The organism is Nocardioides sp. (assembly GCF_030019515.1).
In the GTDB taxonomy this organism is placed as follows: Bacteria; Actinomycetota; Actinomycetes; order Propionibacteriales; family Nocardioidaceae; genus Nocardioides.
Map to the genome: position 1 here is coordinate 166,783 of NZ_JASEEQ010000004.1, position 17,377 is coordinate 184,159.

A 17,377-nucleotide genomic window follows, 5' to 3' on the forward strand; every position below is an offset into this window, starting at 1 on the left:
CTGGCTCCGGTTCACGCCTGCTCGCAGGGAGCGGCGACCCGGCGGCCGATGAGAGGACACCATGAAGAAGGACATCCACCCCGCGTACGTCGAGACGCAGGTGACGTGCACCTGTGGCGCGACGTTCACCACCCGCAGCACCGCGACCTCCGGCAGCATCCACGCCGACGTCTGCTCGCAGTGCCACCCGTTCTACACCGGCAAGCAGAAGATCCTCGACACCGGCGGTCGCGTCGCCCGCTTCGAGGCCCGCTACGCCAAGAAGGCTGCTGACGCCAAGAAGTAGCTGCTCCCAGGCGCCGGTCGCTCCGCAGACGTGCGGAGGGCCGGCGCCTGTGTCTTGTCCCGTGTCCTGCCCCGGAGCCGGCGCGGCTCCATCACCGAGAGGTTGCCGATGTTCGAGGCCGTCGAGGGCATGCTCGCCGAGCACGCCGAGCTCGAGCAGCGGCTCGGTGCGCCCGAGACGCACGCCGACGCCCGGCTCGCCAAGCGGCTCAACCAGCGCTACGCCGCCCTGTCCTCCATCATCGGCGCCTACCGAGACCTACGGCAGCTCGAGGACGACGTCGAGGCGGCTCGCGAGCTCGCCCAGGAGGACCCGGCGTTCGCCGACGAGGCAGCGGCCCTCACCGGCCGCCGGCACGCGGCCGAGGAGCGGCTGCGCCGGCTCCTGGTCCCGCGCGACCCGACCGACGACAAGGACGCGATCCTCGAGGTGAAGTCGGGGGAGGGGGGCGAGGAGTCGGCGCTGTTCGCGGGCGACCTGCTCCGGATGTACACCCGCTACGCCGAGGCCCGGGGGTGGAAGGTCGAGGTCCTCGACGCCGCCGAGTCCGACCTCGGTGGCTACAAGTCGGTGACCGTGGCGGTCAAGGCCAAGGGGACGCCCGAGCCGGGGGAGGCGCCGTACGCGCTGCTGAAGTTCGAGGGCGGCGTGCACCGGGTGCAGCGGGTGCCCGTCACCGAGTCGCAGGGCCGGGTGCACACCAGCGCCGCCGGCGTCCTCGTGCTGCCGGAGGCCGAGCAGGTCGACGTGCAGATCGACGACAACGACCTGCGCATCGACGTCTTCCGCAGCAGCGGGCCCGGCGGCCAGAGCGTGAACACGACCGACTCCGCGGTCCGGATCACCCACCTGCCGACCGGCATCGTGGTGAGCTGCCAGAACGAGAAGAGCCAGCTGCAGAACCGCGAGCAGGCGATGCGCATCCTGCGCTCCCGGCTGCTGGCCGCCGCCCAGGAGAAGGCCGACGCCGAGGCGGGGGAGGCCCGCCGCAGCCAGGTCCGCACCGTCGACCGCTCCGAGCGGATCCGCACCTACAACTTCCCGGAGAACCGGATCTCCGACCACCGCACCGGCTACAAGTCCTACAACCTCGACCAGGTGCTCGACGGCGATCTCCAGCCGGTCCTCGACTCCTGTGTCGAGACCGATCTCGCCGCGCGCCTCGAGGCGCTGGAGCAATGAGCCAGCGCCGGGCCGTCCTCGCCGCCGCCGCCGAGCGGCTCCGTCAGGCCGGCGTCCCGAGTCCCCAGCACGACGCCGAGGCGCTGCTCGCGCACGTCCTCGGCACCACGCGGGCCGACCTGGTGGTGGTCGAGGACATCGCCCCCTCGGCGCTGGAGGAGTACGACGGCCTGGTGGCCAGGCGCGCGGCCCGCGAGCCTCTCCAGCACCTCACCGGCACGGTCGGCTTCCGCCACGTCGAGCTGTCGGTGGGCCCCGGCGTGTTCGTCCCCCGTCCCGAGACCGAGCTGCTCGCCGGCTGGGCCGTCGAGCAGGCGGCGGTGATCGCGGCGTCGACCCGGACCCCGGTGGTGGTGGACCTGTGCACGGGCTCCGGCGCGATCGCCAAGGCGATCGCCACCGAGGTGCCCGCGGCCGAGGTCCACGCCGTCGAGCTCGACGAGGGCGCGCACCGCTGGGCCGGGCGCAACCTCCTCGACACCTCGGTCGACCTGAGGCACGGCGACATGGCGACCGCGTTCGACGACCTGCTGGGCCGGGTCGACGTCGTGACCTGCAACCCGCCCTACATCCCCCTCGACGCGTGGGAGTCGGTCGCACCCGAGGCTCGGGACCACGACCCGCACCTGGCGCTGTTCTCCGGGGCCGACGGCCTCGCCGCGATCCGGGTGCTCGAACGCCGAGCCGCCGAGCTGCTGCGGACCGGGGGCGTGGTCGGCTTCGAGCACGCGGACGTCCAGGGCGAGTCCGCCCCCGCGGTGTTCACCGCGACCGGCCGGTGGGTCGACGTGCGCGACCACGCCGACCTGGCGGGGCGCGCGCGCTTCACGACCGCGCGGCTGGCACGATGAGGCTGTGAGGTCCGAGCAGTGAGCCAGCGCTACGCGACCGGCACCGACGAGGAGCGCGAGGCCGCGGTCGAGGCCGCCAGCCTGGCCGTTCAGCGCGGTGAGCTGATCGTGCTGCCGACCGACACCGTGTACGGCGTCGGCGCGGACGCCTTCGACCCGGCCGCGGTCCGCGGCCTGCTCGCGGCGAAGGGGCGCGGCCGGGAGATGCCGCCGCCGGTGCTGGTCAGCGCCGCGACGACGCTCGACGCGCTCGCCGTGCGGGTGCCCGGCTACGCCCGCGCCCTGGTCGAGGCGTTCTGGCCCGGCCCGCTCACGCTGGTCTGCCACCAGCAGTCCTCGCTGCAGTGGGACCTCGGCGACACCCGCGGCACGGTCGCGGTCCGGATGCCGGACCACGACGTGGCCCGCGAGATCCTCGAGCGCACCGGCCCGCTGGCCGTCAGCTCCGCCAACCGGACCGGGATGCCGGCCGCCACCGACGCCGACCAGGCCGAGGACATGCTCGGGGACGACGTCGCCGTGGTCGTGGACGGCGGGCCGGCGCCGGGCGGCGAGGCGTCCACGATCGTCGACGTGACCGGCGCCCAGGGCCGGGTGCTGCGCCGCGGAGCGCTGTCGCTGGAGCGCCTCAACGAGGTGCTCGAGCCCCTCGGCGCCACGCTCACCGACGAGGGCTGAGGGCGCCGGTGCGGGAGTACCTCCTCGTCTTCCTCGTCGCCGCGGTGACGACGTACCTCCTCGCGGTCATCGCCCGCGAGATCGCGCTCCGCACGGGCGCGGTGGCGAGGGTCCGGGACCGGGACGTGCACGCGGTCCCGATCCCGTACCTCGGCGGTCTCGCCATGCTGGGCGGCCTGGTCGCGGCGTACCTCGTCGCCCGGCAGCTGCCGTTCCTCTCGCAGAGCGGGCCGTTCGTGTTCCGCGACGCCGGGATCGTGCTCATCGCGGGCGCGCTCATCTGCGCCGTCGGGGTGCTCGACGACCTCTTCGAGCTCGACGCGCTCACCAAGCTCGGCGGGCAGGTGCTCGCTGCCGGCTTCCTCATCGCGTTCGGGATCCAGTACATCTTCTTCCCGGGCGGTGACGGGGTGCAGGTCACCATCGATCCCGCCCAGGGCGCCCTGCTGACCGGCTTCATCGTCGTCGCGACCGTCAACGCCGTGAACTTCGTCGACGGCCTCGACGGCCTGGCGACCGGCGTCGTCGGCATGGGCGCGCTCGCGTTCTTCGTCTACTGCTACCAGCTCGCCAACATCAACAACGTGACGCTGGCGACGACGGGCGCCCTGCTCAGCGCCGCCCTCGCCGGCGTCTGCGCCGGGTTCCTGCCGCACAACTTCCACCCGGCCCGGCTGTTCATGGGCGACAGCGGCTCGATGCTGCTCGGCCTGGTGCTCTCGGCGAGCGCGGTCACCCTCACCGGGCAGTTCGACCCCGAGCAGATCAGCGCCGGCGCGGCCGGGTCGCGGGCGAGCTTCGTGCCCACGCTGCTCCCGCTCGCCCTTCCGATCTCGATCCTGGTCGTGCCGATGCTCGACCTGGTGCTCGCCGTCGTACGCCGCACCCGCGCGGGGCGCTCGCCGTTCGCGCCGGACAAGCAGCACCTCCACCACCGCCTCCTCGAGATCGGCCACTCCCACCGCCGCGCCGTGCTGATCATGTGGATGTGGGCCGCGCTGGTCGCCTTCGGCACCGTGCTGATCAGCCTCTACAGCGCCGACGCGTGGATGTGGTCGTCGGTCTCGGCGATGGCGGCCCTCACCCTGGGGGTGACCTTCGTGCTGCCCAAGGTGCGCCGGTCCCGCCCGCTCGCCGACGCGGAGCCCACCGACGGCGTCGGCTGACCCGCGCCCGCCCGCGAGGAGGACACTTTGGATCGTTCCGTTTTCGACTAACCGGGACCTTGTGTTAACTTTCACAAGCGTCGCCGACCCCGGTCGCGACGGCCCCGAAATTCGCCTCCCAGGACGGCCGCCAGCATGACGACCGAGACGAACCAGGTCACCCGCAGCAGCGGGACCCGTGTGCTCCTGGGAGCCACGGGCGGCTCGCTGCTCGCCGGCCTGGTGCTGACGGTCCTCGGCGCGCTCGTGGCCGGTTCTCCCGCCGCACTCGGGGCCCTCGTCGGGACCGCCCTGGTGGTCCTCGTCTTCGCGGGCGGGTCCTTCGCGGTCAGCGAGGTGGCCCGGCTGATGCCCGCCGCCGCGCTGCTGGTCGCGCTGCTGACCTACACCCTCCAGGTGGTCGCCATGGCCCTGGTGTTCGTGGCCCTCTCGGGCTCCGGTCTGCTCGACGAGACCCTGGCCCGGGGCTGGCTCGCGGGTGCCGTCATCGCCGGTACGGCGGGCTGGCTGGTGCTCCAGGTCACGCTGGCCACCCGGCAGCGGATCCCGGCGTACGACCTGCGTCCGGCGGGTGCCGGTCGCACCACGGCACGGGCGGGTGAGCGATGACCGCCGGCGGCTGCTATCGTCCGGGTCGCAATGAGTCGACAGGATCCGCCGCCTGTGACTCAGGGACCGTCCGGGGATCCCTGGCACGCCTTCGGGTACATCGTGTCTGGGGTCGCGCTGTACGGCCTCCTGGGCTGGCTGGCCGACCGATGGCTCGGCACGCAGTTCCTGGTCGCAGTGGGAATCCTGCTCGGCGCGGGACTCGGCATCTACCTGACCTTCGCCCGGTTCAACCGCGCGCAGCCACACGAGCACGACACGTAGAGGAGAACCGGTGACCTTCGCAGCCTCCGTGGTGCGCACCGCAGAAGGAGACGGCTTCACGCCTCCCGGCCCCCACGACTTCGACCTCCCGGCGATCGGCGGTGGCCACGACACCTTCGAGATGTTCGGCCAGTCGTTCGTGCTGGGCGTGACGAAGCCGATGCTCCAGCTCGTCCTCGCGGCGATCCTGCTCTTCGCCTTCTTCTACGCCGCGGCCCGCAAGCGCGCGATGGTGCCGAGCCGGCTGCAGTTCGTCGGCGAGGGGTTCTACGGCTTCGTGCGCAACTCGCTGGGCCGCGACATCATCGGCCACGACTTCGCGAAGTTCGTGCCCTACCTGTTCACGCTGTTCTTCTTCATCCTGCTCAACAACTTCTTCGGGAGCCTCCCGTTCGTCGAGTTCCCGACGTTCTCGCGCTCGGGCATGGTCTACGGCCTCGCGCTCCTCAGCTGGGTGATCTACAACGCCGCCGGCATCAGCAAGCACGGCTTCGTCGGGTACATCAAGCTCCAGACGGTGCCCGGCGGCATCAAGGGCCCGATCCTGGCACTGCTGATCCCGCTGGAGTTCATGTCGAACATCCTGGTCCGCCCGGTCACGCTGGCCCTGCGTCTGTTCGCCAACATGTTCGCCGGTCACCTGCTGCTGATCCTGTTCGCCCTCGGCGGCGAGTACATCCTCACCGAGATGTCGATCCAGTACGCGCCGGTCGGCATCCTCGCCTGGCTGATGTTCATCGCGGTCGCCTTCCTGGAGATGCTGATCCAGTTCCTGCAGGCCTACGTCTTCGTCCTCCTCAACGCCATGTACATCTCCGGCGCGGTCGCGGACGAGCACTGAGCTCCATCCCCAGAGTCCCGCCCCAGAGTCCCGCCCCAGATCTCCACCTCACCTCGAAGTAGCAAGTAACCCGAAAGGAAACTAGCCGTGATCCCTATGGCTATCGAAGGCTCCGCCAACATGATCGGCTACGGCCTGGCCGCCATCGGCCCCGGTGTCGGCATCGGTCTGATCTTCGCCGCCTACATCAGCGGCGTCGCGCGCCAGCCGGAGGCCCAGAGCCGCCTGCAGGCGATCGCCATCCTGGGCTTCGCGCTCGCCGAGGCGCTCGCCATCATCGGTATCGCGCTCGCGTTCGTTCTCTGACCGGTCCGACGACCGACGTAGGACCCGGAAGGACCTGCCATGCAAGCACTGCTCGCCGCACCGTTGGCGAAGGCGGAGGAGCTCAACCCGCTCCTCCCGCACGCGATCGAGATCGTCCTCTCGCTCGTGGTGTTCGGCCTGCTCCTCCTCGCCGTCTGGAAGTTCGTGACGCCGAGGTTCGAGCAGATCTACACCGAGCGCACCCAGGCGATCGAGGGCGGCCTGGCCGCGGCCGAGACCAAGCAGGCCGAGGCTGACGCCAAGCTGGCCGACCTCGAGCAGCAGCTGTCCGAGGCGCGGCACGAGGCGGCTCGGATCCGCGAGGAGGCTCGCGAGCAGGGCGCGCAGATCATCGCCGAGATGCGGGAGCAGGCCCAGGCCGACGCCGCCCGGATCCTCGAGCACGGCAAGACGCAGATCGAGGCTGAGCGCCAGCAGGCGGTCACGTCGCTGCGGGCCGAGGTCGGCACGCTGGCGACCAGCCTCGCCGGTCGGATCGTCGGTGAGAGCCTCGAGGACGACGACCGCTCCGCCCGGGTCGTCGAGCGGTTCCTCGCCGACCTCGAGACCATCGAGGCCTCTCAGGCCGCGGGTGGCGGGGAGAACTGATGGTCCAGCAGCTCAGCTCGCTGCGCGGCTCCTCCGCCGAGGCGCTCCAGGCGCTCGGTGAGCAGGTCGACGGCGACCGGTACACCCTCGAGGAGTTCGCGGCGCTCGCCGACGACCTCTTCCGGGCGGCCGCGCTGCTGCGCTCCGAGGCCGCCCTGCGACGGGCGGTGACCGATGCGTCGACGCCCGCCCAGGCGAAGGCCTCGCTCGTCCACGGGCTGCTCGACGACAAGCTCGGCGCGCCCGCCGTGGACCTGCTCGCCCAGGCCGCCGGCCTGCGCTGGGTCGCTGCCCGGGACCTCGCCGACGCGGTCGAGCACCTCGGTGTGGTCGCGGCGGTGCGCTCGGCGGGACGTCGGGAGTCCGTGCGGCTCTCCGACGAGCTGTTCGTCGTCGCGCAGGTCGTCGAGGAGAACGCCGACCTGCGCATCGCGCTCTCGGACCCGGTGCGCTCGACCGACGACAAGCGCGAGCTGCTGCGCGGGCTGCTGGCCCAGCGGGCGCTGCCCGCCACCGTCGCGCTCGTCGAGCAGGCCCTCGCCGGGTCGTTCCGCTCGTTCCACGCGGCGATCACCGAGTACCAGAAGGTCGCCGCGGCGACCCAGGGCGAGGGGGTCGCGCTCGTGCGCGTCGCCCGTGAGCTCACCGAGGCGGAGCGGACCCGCCTGGCGCAGGCACTGAGCACTCAGTACGGCCGCCCGGTGCACCTCAACATCGAGGTGGACCCGAGCCTGCTGGGCGGCATGCGGGTCGAGGTCGGCGACGACGTCATCGACGGCACCGTCGTGTCCCGCCTGGACGACGCACGACGGAGACTGGCCGGCTGAGCCGGTCAGCACCCAGACCACATCACGAGAGCCCAGGAGAGTAGGGACAGACAAATGACGGAGCTTTCGATCCGGCCCGACGAGATCCGCGACGCGCTGCAGCGGTTCGTCTCGGAGTACCAGCCCGACGCCGCCAGCAAGGAGGAGGTCGGCACCGTCGCCCAGGCCGGTGACGGCATCGCGCGGGTGGCCGGTCTCCCGTCGGCCATGGCCAACGAGCTGCTGGAGTTCGAGGACGGCACCATGGGCCTCGCGCTCAACCTCGACACCCGCGAGATCGGTGTCGTCATCCTCGGTGACTTCGCGGGCATCGAGGAGGGCCAGACCGTCCGGCGTACCGGCGAGATCCTCTCGGTCCCCGTCGGCGACAAATTCCTCGGCCGCGTGGTCGACCCGCTGGGCAAGCCGATCGACGGCCTCGGCGAGATCGAGGCGGAGGCCCGGCGCGCGCTCGAGCTCCAGGCGCCGTCCGTGATGCACCGCAAGTCGGTGCACGAGCCGATGGCGACCGGGATCAAGGCCATCGACGCGTTGACCCCGATCGGCCGCGGCCAGCGCCAGCTGATCATCGGCGACCGCGCGACCGGCAAGACCACGATCGCGATCGACACGATCATCAACCAGAAGCAGAACTGGGAGTCGGGCGACCCGGCGAAGCAGGTGCGCTGCATCTACGTCGCGATCGGCCAGAAGGGCTCGACGATCGCCTCGGTGCGTGGCGCCCTCGAGGAGGCCGGCGCGCTGGAGTACACCACGATCGTGGCCTCGCCGGCCTCGGACAGCGCGGGCTTCAAGTACCTCGCGCCGTACACCGGCTCGGCCATCGGCCAGCACTGGATGTACGACGGCAAGCACGTGCTGATCATCTTCGACGACCTGACCAAGCAGGCCGAGGCCTACCGCGCCGTGTCGCTGCTGCTGCGCCGCCCGCCGGGCCGTGAGGCCTACCCGGGTGACGTCTTCTACCTGCACAGCCGGCTGCTGGAGCGGTGCGCGAAGCTCTCCGACGACCTGGGCGCGGGTTCGATGACCGGCCTGCCGATCATCGAGACCAAGGCCAACGACGTGTCGGCCTACATCCCGACCAACGTCATCTCGATCACCGACGGCCAGATCTTCCTGCAGTCCGACCTGTTCGCGGCCAACCAGCGCCCGGCGATCGACGTCGGCGTGTCGGTCTCCCGCGTGGGCGGCTCGGCGATGACGAAGGCGATGAAGGCGGTCACCGGCTCGCTCAAGGTCGACCTGGCGCAGTTCCGCGCGATGGAGGCGTTCGCGATGTTCGCCTCCGATCTCGACGCGGCCTCCCGCCAGCAGCTGGACCGCGGTCAGCGCCTGATGGCGCTGCTCAAGCAGCCCGCGTACTCGCCGTACCCGGTCGAGGAGATGACGGTCTCGCTGTGGCTGGGCACCAGCGGCCGGCTCGACAAGGTCCCGACCGAGGACGTGCTGCGGTTCGAGCGCGAGTTCCTCGACTTCCTGCGCCGCTCGCACGACGGGATCCTCTCGACGATCCGGGAGACGCTGAAGTTCGAGGACGACACCGCGTCGTCGCTCGCGGACGCCTACGACTCCTTCCTCGACCAGTTCGAGACCTCCGAGGGTGGCTCGATCAAGGTGGGTCACGAGCCCGAGGCCGAGGCGCTGGCGGACGAGGACGTCGAGCAGGAGCAGATCGTCCGGCAGAAGCGTGGGTGACGACTGATGGCCGTATCGCTGCGCGAGTACCGCGCGCGGATCAAGTCGACGGAGTCGATGAAGAAGATCACGCGTGCCATGGAGCTCATCGCCGCGTCTCGCATCATCAAGGCGCAGCAGCGGGCCCAGTCGGCCGCGCCCTACGCTCGCGAGCTGACCCGAGCCGTGTCGGCGGTGGCGACGTACTCCAACGTCGACCACCCGCTCACCCGTGAGCCGGAGAACTCCCAGCGGGTCGCGATGCTCATCGTGACCAGTGACCGGGGTCTGGCCGGTGCGTACTCCTCGAGCGTGCTCAAGGAGGCCGAGCGGCTCGCCGAGAAGCTGCGCGGCGAGGGCAAGACCATCGACGTCTACCTGTGCGGCCGCAAGGGCGAGGCGTACCACCGGTTCCGCAACCGGCCGGTCGTCCGCTCGTGGACCGGGTTCTCGGACCAGCCGTCCTACGACGCCGCACTCGAGGTCGGCACCACCCTGATCGACGCGTTCCTCGACGAGGAGGGGGAGCACGCCGTGGACGAGGTCCACGTCGTGTACACCCGGTTCCGCTCGATGCTGCTGCAGGAGCCCACGGCCGTGCGGCTGCTGCCCCTGGAGGTCGTCGAGGGAGAGGAGCGGCCGTCGAGCGACGACGTGCTGCCGCTCTACGAGTTCGAGCCGTCCCCCGAGGCGGTGCTGGACAGCCTGCTGCCGCAGTACGTCCAGAGCCGCATCTTCTTCGCCTTCCTGCAGGCAGCGGCCTCCGAGCTCGCCGCCCGCCAGAAGGCCATGAAGTCGGCGACCGACAACGCGGACGAGCTGATCAAGAAGTACACACGGATCGCCAACCAGGCCCGACAGGCCGGTATTACCCAGGAAATCAGCGAGATCGTCGGTGGCGTCAACGCGCTCGCCGACGCACAAGCCGGGAGTGAGTGAAGACATGACTGCAACGATCGAAGAGACCCAGGAGACCGGCTCCGCTGGCGTCGGTCGCATCGCCCGGGTCATCGGCCCGGTCGTCGACGTCGAGTTCCCGGTGGACTCGATGCCGGAGATCTACAACAAGCTCGAGTGCGAGCTCACGCTGAGCGGCGAGACGAAGACGCTCTCGCTCGAGGTCGCCCAGCACATCGGCGACGGCATGGTCCGCGCGATCTCGCTGCAGCCGACCGACGGCCTGGTCCGCGGCGCCCAGGTCACCGACACCGGTGGTCCGATCACGGTGCCGGTCGGCGACGCGACCCTCGGCAAGGTGTTCAACACCCTCGGCGAGGTGCTCAACCTCAAGGAGGGTGAGACCTTCGAGCCCACCGAGCGGTGGGGCATCCACCGCAAGGCGCCCGCGTTCGACCAGCTGGAGTCCAAGACCCAGATGTTCGAGACCGGCATCAAGGTCATCGACCTGCTCACGCCGTACGTGCAGGGCGGCAAGATCGGCCTGTTCGGCGGCGCCGGGGTCGGCAAGACCGTGCTGATCCAGGAGATGATCGCCCGGGTCGCCAAGGACCACGGCGGAGTGTCGGTGTTCGCCGGCGTCGGCGAGCGCACCCGTGAGGGCAACGACTTGATCGTCGAGATGGAGGAGGCCGGGGTCATCGGCCAGACCGCCCTCGTGTTCGGTCAGATGGACGAGCCGCCGGGCACCCGCCTCCGGGTCGCGCTCTCCGCGCTGACGATGGCGGAGTACTTCCGCGACGTGCAGGGCCAGGACGTGCTCCTGTTCATCGACAACATCTTCCGGTTCACCCAGGCGGGCTCGGAGGTGTCGACACTGCTCGGCCGGATGCCCTCCGCGGTGGGCTACCAGCCGAACCTCGCCGACGAGATGGGCACGCTCCAGGAGCGGATCACCTCGACCCGTGGTCACTCGATCACCTCGATGCAGGCGATCTACGTGCCGGCCGACGACTACACCGACCCGGCGCCGGCCACGACGTTCGCCCACCTGGACGCGACCACCGAGCTCTCGCGTGAGATCGCCTCGCTCGGCATCTACCCGGCCGTGGACCCGCTGACCTCGACGTCGCGGATCCTCGACCCGCAATACATCGGCCAGGCGCACTACGACTGCGCGATCCGGATCAAGCAGATCCTGCAGCGCAACAAGGAGCTCCAGGACATCATCGCGATCCTCGGTGTCGACGAGCTCTCCGAAGAGGACAAGATCATCGTGTCCCGGGCCCGCCGGATCCAGCGCTTCCTGTCCCAGAACACCTACGTCGCCAAGCAGTTCACCGGCATCGAGGGCTCGACGGTCTCGGTGTCGGAGACGATCGAGGGGTTCAACAAGATCGCCGACGGCGAGTACGACCACGTGGCCGAGCAGGCCTTCTTCATGTGCGGCGGTCTGGACGACGTCGAGCAGAAGTGGGCCGCGATCCAGAAGAGCCTCTGACATGGCCGAATCCGGGGAGCACCTCCACGTCGAGCTCGTCGCCGCCGACCGGACCGTGTGGTCCGGCGAGGCGGAGATGGTGATCGCGCGGACGACCGAGGGTGACGTCGGTGTGCTGCGCGGTCACGCGCCGCTGCTGTCGGTGCTGACCGACGCGGTCGTCGAGATCTCGTCGGCCGAAGGCGGCGTCGTGGTCGCGGCGGTCGACGGCGGCTTCCTCTCCGTGGCGAACGACCGGGTGTCGGTGCTCTCCCAGCGGGCCCTGCTGCCCGAGGAGATCGACGTCGACGAGGCCCGGGTCGAGCTGGAGGAGGCACGGGGCCTGATCGGCGCCAACGACGAGGCGGAGCGCCGGCTGCGCCGCGCCGAGGCACGGATCCGGGCGGTCGAACGCGCGTCGTGAGCGACCCCGGGTCGGTCGCGTCGCACCTCCCGCTAGGGTGAGCACCCCTGGGGTGCACGTGGTCTGATGAAGGGGGATGGATGCCGGTATGGCAGTGGCTGCTGGACGCAGCCGGTGTGCTGCTCGGCTTCGTCCTGCTCTACGGCCTCGGCCTGGTCCTCCGCCGCCGCCTGCTGTCTCGGCACGGCGGTACGTTCGAGCTCAGCTACCGCGTCCGGTCCACGAGGGCCGGGCGCGGTTGGCTTCTCGGGCTGGGCCGCTACTCCGGTGAGTCGCTGGAGTGGTTCCGCTACTTCTCGCTGTGGCCGCGTCCCAAGCGGGTGTTGCTGCGCTCCCGGCTGGCGTTCACCGGCCGGCGCGCCCCCGAGGGCGCCGAGCAGATGTCGCTCTACCCCGACCACGTGGTGATCTCCTGCACCACCCCCGACGGGCTGGTCGAGCTCGCGATGTCGCCCGCCTCGCTGATGGGCTTCCAGTCCTGGCTGGAGGCCGGCCCGCCCGGCACCGACTGGACCCGCGGCCGCAACTGACCCGCCGAGTCGGCGCAACATGCCCGCGAGAACGGGCCGAGTCGGCGCGTCTTGCCCGGGTTGTCCCCCGGGAGCGGGCAAGATGCGCCGACTCGGCGGGCTGGGGCGGGCAAGATGCGCCGACTCGGCGGGCTGGGGCGGGCAAGATGCGCCGACTCGGCGTGGCAGGTACCGCTGGTCGCGGCCTGGATCCGCGAGCAGCGAGCGGCGTACGACTACCGACCGCGCCCGCCGGCCGTGCTCCCTGGACCGGTCAAGTCCCCGGTTTGGAGCGCCGCCGCCCGATCCGGTTGGCTGGTCCCGTGCCCGCCGTCCTCCCCGCCCGCAACGCCGTCGCGGTCGTCTTCATCCTCAACGGGTTCTGCTTCGCCTCCTTCGTCTCGAGGGTCCCCGACATCCGCAGCACCCTGGACCTCAGCAACGGCCGGCTCGGGCTGCTGCTCCTGGCGATCTCGGCCGGCTCGGTCCTGGCGTTGCCCTCCGCCGGGCGCCTCATCCAGCGGGTCGGCCCGGCCGGCGCCGTCCGGCTGGGCGCCGCGTCGTGCGCGGTCGGGCTCACGCTGGCCACGGTCGCCATCGGTGTCTGGGAGACGATGCCGGCCGCCGCGGTCGGCCTCTTCCTCTACGGCGTCGGCACCGGCGTCTGGGACGTCGCGATGAACGTCGACGGCGCGGCCGTCGAGCGGCACCTCGGACGCACCGTGATGCCCCGCTTCCACGCCGGGTTCAGCTTCGGCACCATCGCCGGCTCCGCCCTGGGCGTGCCGATGGCCGCCGGGCACGTGCCGCTGGAGGTTCACGTCACCGCCGTCGTGCTGCTCTCCTTCGGCGCCGTGCTGGTCGCCGCCCGGTACTTCCTGCCACCCCCGCCCGAGGAGGTGGTCGCGGCGCCGGCGCGCTCGGCCTGGCTGGAGCCGCGCACGCTCGCGATCGGCGTGATGGTGCTCGCGTTCGCGCTGACCGAGGGCAGCGCGAACGACTGGCTCGCGCTCGCGCTGGTCGACGGGTACGACACCGAGCACTGGGTCGGCGTCGCCGGCTTCTCGCTGTTCGTCACCGCGATGACCGCCGGGCGGCTGGTCGGCTCGACCGCGCTGGACCGGTTCGGCCGCGCCCCGGTGCTCTGGGCGAGCTCTGCGACCGCGCTGACCGGCGTGCTGCTCGTGGTCTACGGCCACTGGGCCCCGCTGGTCGTCGTCGGGATCCTGCTGTGGGGCCTGGGCGCCTCGCTGGGCTTCCCGGTCGGCATGAGCGTGGCCGCCGACGACCCGGTGCGTGCCGCTGCCCGGGTCAGTGTGGTCTCGACGATCGGCTACGCCGCGTTCCTCACCGGTCCACCGTTCCTGGGCTGGCTCGGCGACCACGTCGGCACCCTGCACTCGCTGCTCACGATCGCGGTGCTGATGGGCCCGGCGGCGGTCGCCGTGCTCGCCACCCGGCAGCCGGCCCGCCGCGAGCAGCCGGCCTGACCCCTCGAGCAGGGCGCGGGGCGGCCGCGCTCAGTCGCGCTCGCCGCCCGGCACCCAGAGCACGTCGCCGTTCGCCCGGTTGGCGTGCCGGGCGAGGATGAACAGCAGGTCCGAGAGCCGGTTCAGGTAGGTGATCGCCAGCACGTTCATCGTCTCGCCGTGCACCTCGTACGCCGCCCAGGCCGAGCGCTCCGCACGCCGCACGACGGTGCGGGCCACATGCAGCAGCGCGGCACCGGAGGTGCCCCCGTTGAGGATGAAGGACCGCAGTTTGGAGAGGTACTCGTTGTAGTGGTCGCACCACGCCTCGAGCCGGTCGACGTACGCCTGCTCGATGCGCAGCGGCGGGAACTCGGGATCCTCGACGACCGGGGTGCAGAAGTCGGCGCCCACGTCGAACAGGTCGTTCTGCACCCGGGTCAGCACCGCCGCGACGTCGTCGTCCAGCGCGCCCTGCGCCAGCGCGAGGCCGATCTGGGCGTTCGCCTCGTCGACGTCGGCGTACGCCGCCAGCCGCAGGTCGGTCTTCGTCGTGCTGCTCATGTCGCCGAGTCGGGTGCGCCCGCCGTCGCCGGTGCGGGTGTAGATCCGGGTGAGGTTGACCATCCTCCGATCCTAGGGCGGCGCCCGGGGGGTGCGGGTGCATGACCCCGATCACACCGGGGTACACCTCCGTCGAGGGAGCGGACGCGACACGGCGGAAACTATCCGGGCCGCGGACGCAACCTCGACGCCGTCACGGGCGTCATAGTGAGTGACAAGCACACCATCGAGGCCAGGACTGATGGAGCGACCCGGGGTTTCTCTGGATCCCGGAGGACGGGGCACACGGCATGGACATCACCACCGACGGTCCGATACTTCTGCTCAGCGGTGACTTCGACGTGCGCAGCACGTGGGAGGCCCGCAACGCGCTCTACGAGCTCATCGAGGGCCGCGACGAGGACATCGTCGTCGACCTCACCGACGTGACCACCATCGACATGACCGCCCTGAAGGTGCTCGCCGTCGCGACCCGCCAGGCCGGCCGCGAGGGCCACCACCTCACCCTGCGCGGGTGCGGCCCCGCCGTACGCCGGATGCTCCACCTGTCCCGCCTGATCCGCGTGCTGGAGGTCGAGCGGGTCGCGGTCTCGGCCTGAGCGTGTCGGATAACCCACACGCGCGGGCGGTTACCAAGCGGTAGACCGCGTCCTACCCTCGGACCCATGACTGAGACGGACGGCACCGCGACGGATCGGGCTCCGCAGGACGCTGCCCCGACGGACCGGCCTGCGAAGGACCGGCCCTGGGTGATGCGGACCTACGCCGGGCACTCCACCGCAGCCGCCTCCAACGCGCTCTACCGCACCAACCTCGCGAAGGGCCAGACCGGGCTCTCGGTCGCCTTCGACCTGCCGACGCAGACCGGCTACGACCCGGACTCGCCGCTCGCGCGCGGCGAGGTCGGGAAGGTCGGCGTCCCGGTGCCGCACCTCGGCGAGATGCGCCGGCTGTTCGAGGACATCCCGCTCACCCGGATGAACACCTCGATGACGATCAACGCCACCGCGATGTGGCTGCTCGCGATGTATCAGGTGGTCGCGGAGGAGCAGAACCCCGACCTCGCGCCGGAGGAGGTCGCCGCCGAGCTCGCCGGCACCACCCAGAACGACATCATCAAGGAGTACCTCTCGCGCGGGACCTACGCGTTCCCGCCCGAGCACTCCATGCGCCTGATCGCCGACGTCATCTCCTACACGGTCCACCAGATCCCGAAGTGGAACCCGATCAACATCTGCAGCTACCACCTGCAGGAGGCCGGCGCGACCCCCACGCAGGAGCTGGCCTACGCGCTGTGCACCGCGATCGCCGTCCTGGACGCGGTCAAGAACGCCGGCCAGGTCGACGAGGCGGACTTCGGCCGGGTGGTCGGCCGGATCTCGTTCTTCGTCAACGCCGGGGTCCGGTTCGTCGAGGAGACCTGCAAGATGCGGGCCTTCGGCCGGCTCTGGGACGAGATCACCCGGGAGCGGTACGGCGTCGAGGACCCGAAGATGCGGCGGTTCCGGTACGGCGTGCAGGTCAACTCGCTCGGCCTCACCGAGGCCCAACCCGAGAACAACGTCCAGCGGATCGTGCTCGAGATGCTCGGCGTGACGCTGTCCAAGGACGCCCGCGCCCGCGCGGTCCAGCTGCCGGCATGGAACGAGGCGCTCGGCCTCCCGCGTCCCTGGGACCAGCAGTGGTCGCTCAGGCTCCAGCAGGTGCTCGCGTTCGAGTCCGACCTGCTCGAGTACGACGACATCTTCGACGGCTCGCACGTCATCGAGGCCAAGGTCGCCGAGCTGGTCGAGGGTGCCCGCGCCGAGATCGACAAGGTCCAGGCGATGGGCGGCGCGATCGCCGCGGTCGAGTACATGAAGCAGGAGCTGGTCTCCTCGCACGCCGCGCGCCGCGCGCGGATCGAGTCCGGCGAGGAGGTCATCGTCGGCGTCAACAAGTTCGAGACGACCGAGCCCTCGCCGCTGACCGCCGACCTCGACACCGCCATCATGACGGCGGACCCCGACGCCGAGAGGGCCGCGATCGCCAGCGTCGACGACTGGAAGGCGCAGCGCGACGAGGACGAGGTCGCCGCGGCGCTCGCCCGGCTGGCGGAGGCGGCCAAGACCGGCACCAACCTGATGGGTCCAACCCTGGTGGCCGCCCGGGCGGGCGCGACCACGGGGGAGTGGTCCGCCACGCTGCGGGAGGTCTTCGGCGAGTACCGCGGGCCGACGGGCGTCAGCGGCGCGGTCGGCATCGTGTCCGATGTGGGCTCGGCGGGCGCGGAGCTCGCCGCCGTGCGGGACCGGGTGCGCGCGACCGGCGAGGAGCTGGGCGGACGACTGCGGCTGCTGGTCGGCAAGCCCGGCCTCGACGGCCACTCCAACGGGGCCGAGCAGATCGCCGTGCGCGCTCGCGATGCGGGCTTCGAGGTCGTCTACCAGGGCATCCGGCTGACCCCCGAGCAGATCGTCGCGGCGGCCGTGGCCGAGGACGTCCACTGCGTCGGCCTGTCGATCCTCTCCGGATCGCACATGGAGCTGGTCCCGACCGTGCTCGACGGGCTGCGCGAGGCCGGGATGGGCGACGTGCCGGTCGTCGTCGGTGGCATCATCCCCGAGTCGGACGGCCGTCGCCTGCGCGAGCTCGGCGTCGCCGCGGTCTTCACGCCCAAGGACTTCGGCCTGACCGGGATCATGGGCGGGATCGTCGACGTGATCCGCGCCGCGAACGACCTGGATGAAGGCTAGCTA

General features: G+C 71.1%; 20 protein-coding genes. 19 read left to right on the forward strand and 1 reads right to left on the reverse strand.

Annotated features, from left to right (window positions below):
- The first annotated feature begins 61 nt into the window (after positions 1-61).
- From rpmE to QMC84_RS07570, 17 genes are all read left to right on the forward strand, one after another.
- Complete coding sequence (rpmE, locus tag QMC84_RS07490) at positions 62-286, forward strand: 50S ribosomal protein L31 (protein WP_300373424.1); 225 nt, start codon at positions 62-64, stop codon at positions 284-286.
- A gap of 108 nt (positions 287-394) precedes the next feature.
- Positions 395-1,468: a peptide chain release factor 1 gene (prfA, locus tag QMC84_RS07495; protein WP_300373426.1), complete on the forward strand. Its 1,074-nt coding sequence runs from the start codon at positions 395-397 to the stop codon at positions 1,466-1,468.
- Positions 1,465-2,319, forward strand: a complete 855-nt coding sequence (gene prmC / locus QMC84_RS07500) for a peptide chain release factor N(5)-glutamine methyltransferase (RefSeq protein WP_300373428.1) — start codon at positions 1,465-1,467, stop codon at positions 2,317-2,319. Before prfA ends, prmC begins: the two co-directional genes overlap by 4 nt.
- An 18-nt stretch (positions 2,320-2,337) precedes the next feature.
- A complete protein-coding gene (locus QMC84_RS07505; RefSeq protein ID WP_300373430.1) occupies positions 2,338-2,997 on the forward strand; it encodes an L-threonylcarbamoyladenylate synthase in 660 nt (219 codons plus the stop codon).
- Positions 2,998-3,005: 8 nt separating this feature from the next.
- Positions 3,006-4,163, forward strand: a complete 1,158-nt coding sequence (locus QMC84_RS07510; RefSeq protein ID WP_300373432.1) for an MraY family glycosyltransferase — start codon at positions 3,006-3,008, stop codon at positions 4,161-4,163.
- Positions 4,164-4,298: 135 nt separating this feature from the next.
- Positions 4,299-4,772, forward strand: a complete 474-nt coding sequence (locus tag QMC84_RS07515; RefSeq protein WP_300373434.1) for a hypothetical protein — start codon at positions 4,299-4,301, stop codon at positions 4,770-4,772.
- A 54-nt stretch (positions 4,773-4,826) separates the two neighbouring features.
- Complete coding sequence (locus tag QMC84_RS07520) at positions 4,827-5,036, forward strand: hypothetical protein (protein ID WP_300373436.1); 210 nt, start codon at positions 4,827-4,829, stop codon at positions 5,034-5,036.
- Between the two features lie 10 nt (positions 5,037-5,046).
- Positions 5,047-5,877, forward strand: a complete 831-nt coding sequence (gene atpB, locus QMC84_RS07525) for a F0F1 ATP synthase subunit A (protein ID WP_300373438.1) — start codon at positions 5,047-5,049, stop codon at positions 5,875-5,877.
- 96 nt (positions 5,878-5,973) lie between these two features.
- Entirely contained in the window at positions 5,974-6,183 is a 210-nt protein-coding gene (atpE, locus tag QMC84_RS07530) for an ATP synthase F0 subunit C (RefSeq protein ID WP_011755218.1), read from the forward strand.
- Positions 6,184-6,222: 39 nt separating this feature from the next.
- On the forward strand, positions 6,223-6,792 hold the full coding sequence (locus tag QMC84_RS07535; protein ID WP_300373443.1) for a F0F1 ATP synthase subunit B: 570 nt from the start codon (positions 6,223-6,225) through the stop codon (positions 6,790-6,792).
- Positions 6,792-7,619, forward strand: coding sequence for a F0F1 ATP synthase subunit delta (locus QMC84_RS07540; protein WP_300373445.1), 828 nt, complete (start codon positions 6,792-6,794; stop codon positions 7,617-7,619). The genes QMC84_RS07535 and QMC84_RS07540 overlap by 1 nt, the downstream gene beginning before the upstream one ends.
- Positions 7,620-7,673: 54 nt before the next feature.
- A complete protein-coding gene (gene atpA / locus QMC84_RS07545; RefSeq protein WP_300373447.1) occupies positions 7,674-9,317 on the forward strand; it encodes a F0F1 ATP synthase subunit alpha in 1,644 nt (547 codons plus the stop codon).
- Positions 9,318-9,323: 6 nt separating this feature from the next.
- Positions 9,324-10,235, forward strand: coding sequence for a F0F1 ATP synthase subunit gamma (locus tag QMC84_RS07550; protein ID WP_300373449.1), 912 nt, complete (start codon positions 9,324-9,326; stop codon positions 10,233-10,235).
- A 4-nt stretch (positions 10,236-10,239) separates the two neighbouring features.
- A complete protein-coding gene (gene atpD, locus QMC84_RS07555) occupies positions 10,240-11,694 on the forward strand; it encodes a F0F1 ATP synthase subunit beta (protein ID WP_300373451.1) in 1,455 nt (484 codons plus the stop codon).
- A 1-nt stretch (position 11,695) separates the two neighbouring features.
- Positions 11,696-12,097, forward strand: a complete 402-nt coding sequence (locus QMC84_RS07560) for a F0F1 ATP synthase subunit epsilon (RefSeq protein ID WP_300373453.1) — start codon at positions 11,696-11,698, stop codon at positions 12,095-12,097.
- 80 nt (positions 12,098-12,177) lie between these two features.
- Positions 12,178-12,627, forward strand: coding sequence for a DUF2550 domain-containing protein (locus tag QMC84_RS07565; RefSeq protein WP_300373455.1), 450 nt, complete (start codon positions 12,178-12,180; stop codon positions 12,625-12,627).
- A gap of 302 nt (positions 12,628-12,929) precedes the next feature.
- Entirely contained in the window at positions 12,930-14,096 is a 1,167-nt protein-coding gene (locus tag QMC84_RS07570) for an MFS transporter (RefSeq protein ID WP_300373457.1), read from the forward strand.
- A gap of 30 nt (positions 14,097-14,126) precedes the next feature.
- Here the strand turns inward: QMC84_RS07570 and QMC84_RS07575 are convergent, their stop codons facing one another.
- Entirely contained in the window at positions 14,127-14,702 is a 576-nt protein-coding gene (locus QMC84_RS07575) for a cob(I)yrinic acid a,c-diamide adenosyltransferase (RefSeq protein ID WP_300373459.1), read from the reverse strand.
- 227 nt (positions 14,703-14,929) lie between these two features.
- On the opposite strand from QMC84_RS07575, the gene QMC84_RS07580 reads away from it, so the two are divergent.
- Entirely contained in the window at positions 14,930-15,238 is a 309-nt protein-coding gene (locus QMC84_RS07580; protein ID WP_300373461.1) for an STAS domain-containing protein, read from the forward strand.
- A 66-nt stretch (positions 15,239-15,304) separates the two neighbouring features.
- Positions 15,305-17,374 (forward strand): protein meaA, encoded by a 2,070-nt coding sequence (locus QMC84_RS07585; protein WP_300373463.1) that lies wholly within the window; start codon positions 15,305-15,307, stop codon positions 17,372-17,374.
- The last annotated feature ends 3 nt before the right edge of the window (positions 17,375-17,377 follow it).

Bases quoted from the DNA above. Each gene is read 5' to 3' on its own strand.
- rpmE (WP_300373424.1), top strand. From the start codon at position 62: ATGAAGAAGGACATCCACCCCGCGTACGTCGAGACGCAGGTGACGTGC.
- prfA (WP_300373426.1), top strand. From the start codon at position 395: ATGTTCGAGGCCGTCGAGGGCATGCTCGCCGAGCACGCCGAGCTCGAG.
- prmC (WP_300373428.1), top strand. From the start codon at position 1,465: ATGAGCCAGCGCCGGGCCGTCCTCGCCGCCGCCGCCGAGCGGCTCCGT.
- QMC84_RS07515 (WP_300373434.1), top strand. From the start codon at position 4,299: ATGACGACCGAGACGAACCAGGTCACCCGCAGCAGCGGGACCCGTGTG.
- atpE (WP_011755218.1), top strand. From the start codon at position 5,974: ATGGCTATCGAAGGCTCCGCCAACATGATCGGCTACGGCCTGGCCGCC.
- QMC84_RS07535 (WP_300373443.1), top strand. From the start codon at position 6,223: ATGCAAGCACTGCTCGCCGCACCGTTGGCGAAGGCGGAGGAGCTCAAC.
- QMC84_RS07540 (WP_300373445.1), top strand. From the start codon at position 6,792: ATGGTCCAGCAGCTCAGCTCGCTGCGCGGCTCCTCCGCCGAGGCGCTC.
- atpA (WP_300373447.1), top strand. From the start codon at position 7,674: ATGACGGAGCTTTCGATCCGGCCCGACGAGATCCGCGACGCGCTGCAG.
- QMC84_RS07550 (WP_300373449.1), top strand. From the start codon at position 9,324: ATGGCCGTATCGCTGCGCGAGTACCGCGCGCGGATCAAGTCGACGGAG.
- atpD (WP_300373451.1), top strand. From the start codon at position 10,240: ATGACTGCAACGATCGAAGAGACCCAGGAGACCGGCTCCGCTGGCGTC.
- QMC84_RS07560 (WP_300373453.1), top strand. From the start codon at position 11,696: ATGGCCGAATCCGGGGAGCACCTCCACGTCGAGCTCGTCGCCGCCGAC.
- QMC84_RS07565 (WP_300373455.1), top strand. From the start codon at position 12,178: ATGCCGGTATGGCAGTGGCTGCTGGACGCAGCCGGTGTGCTGCTCGGC.
- QMC84_RS07575 (WP_300373459.1), bottom strand. From the start codon at position 14,702: ATGGTCAACCTCACCCGGATCTACACCCGCACCGGCGACGGCGGGCGC.
- QMC84_RS07580 (WP_300373461.1), top strand. From the start codon at position 14,930: ATGGACATCACCACCGACGGTCCGATACTTCTGCTCAGCGGTGACTTC.
- QMC84_RS07585 (WP_300373463.1), top strand. From the start codon at position 15,305: ATGACTGAGACGGACGGCACCGCGACGGATCGGGCTCCGCAGGACGCT.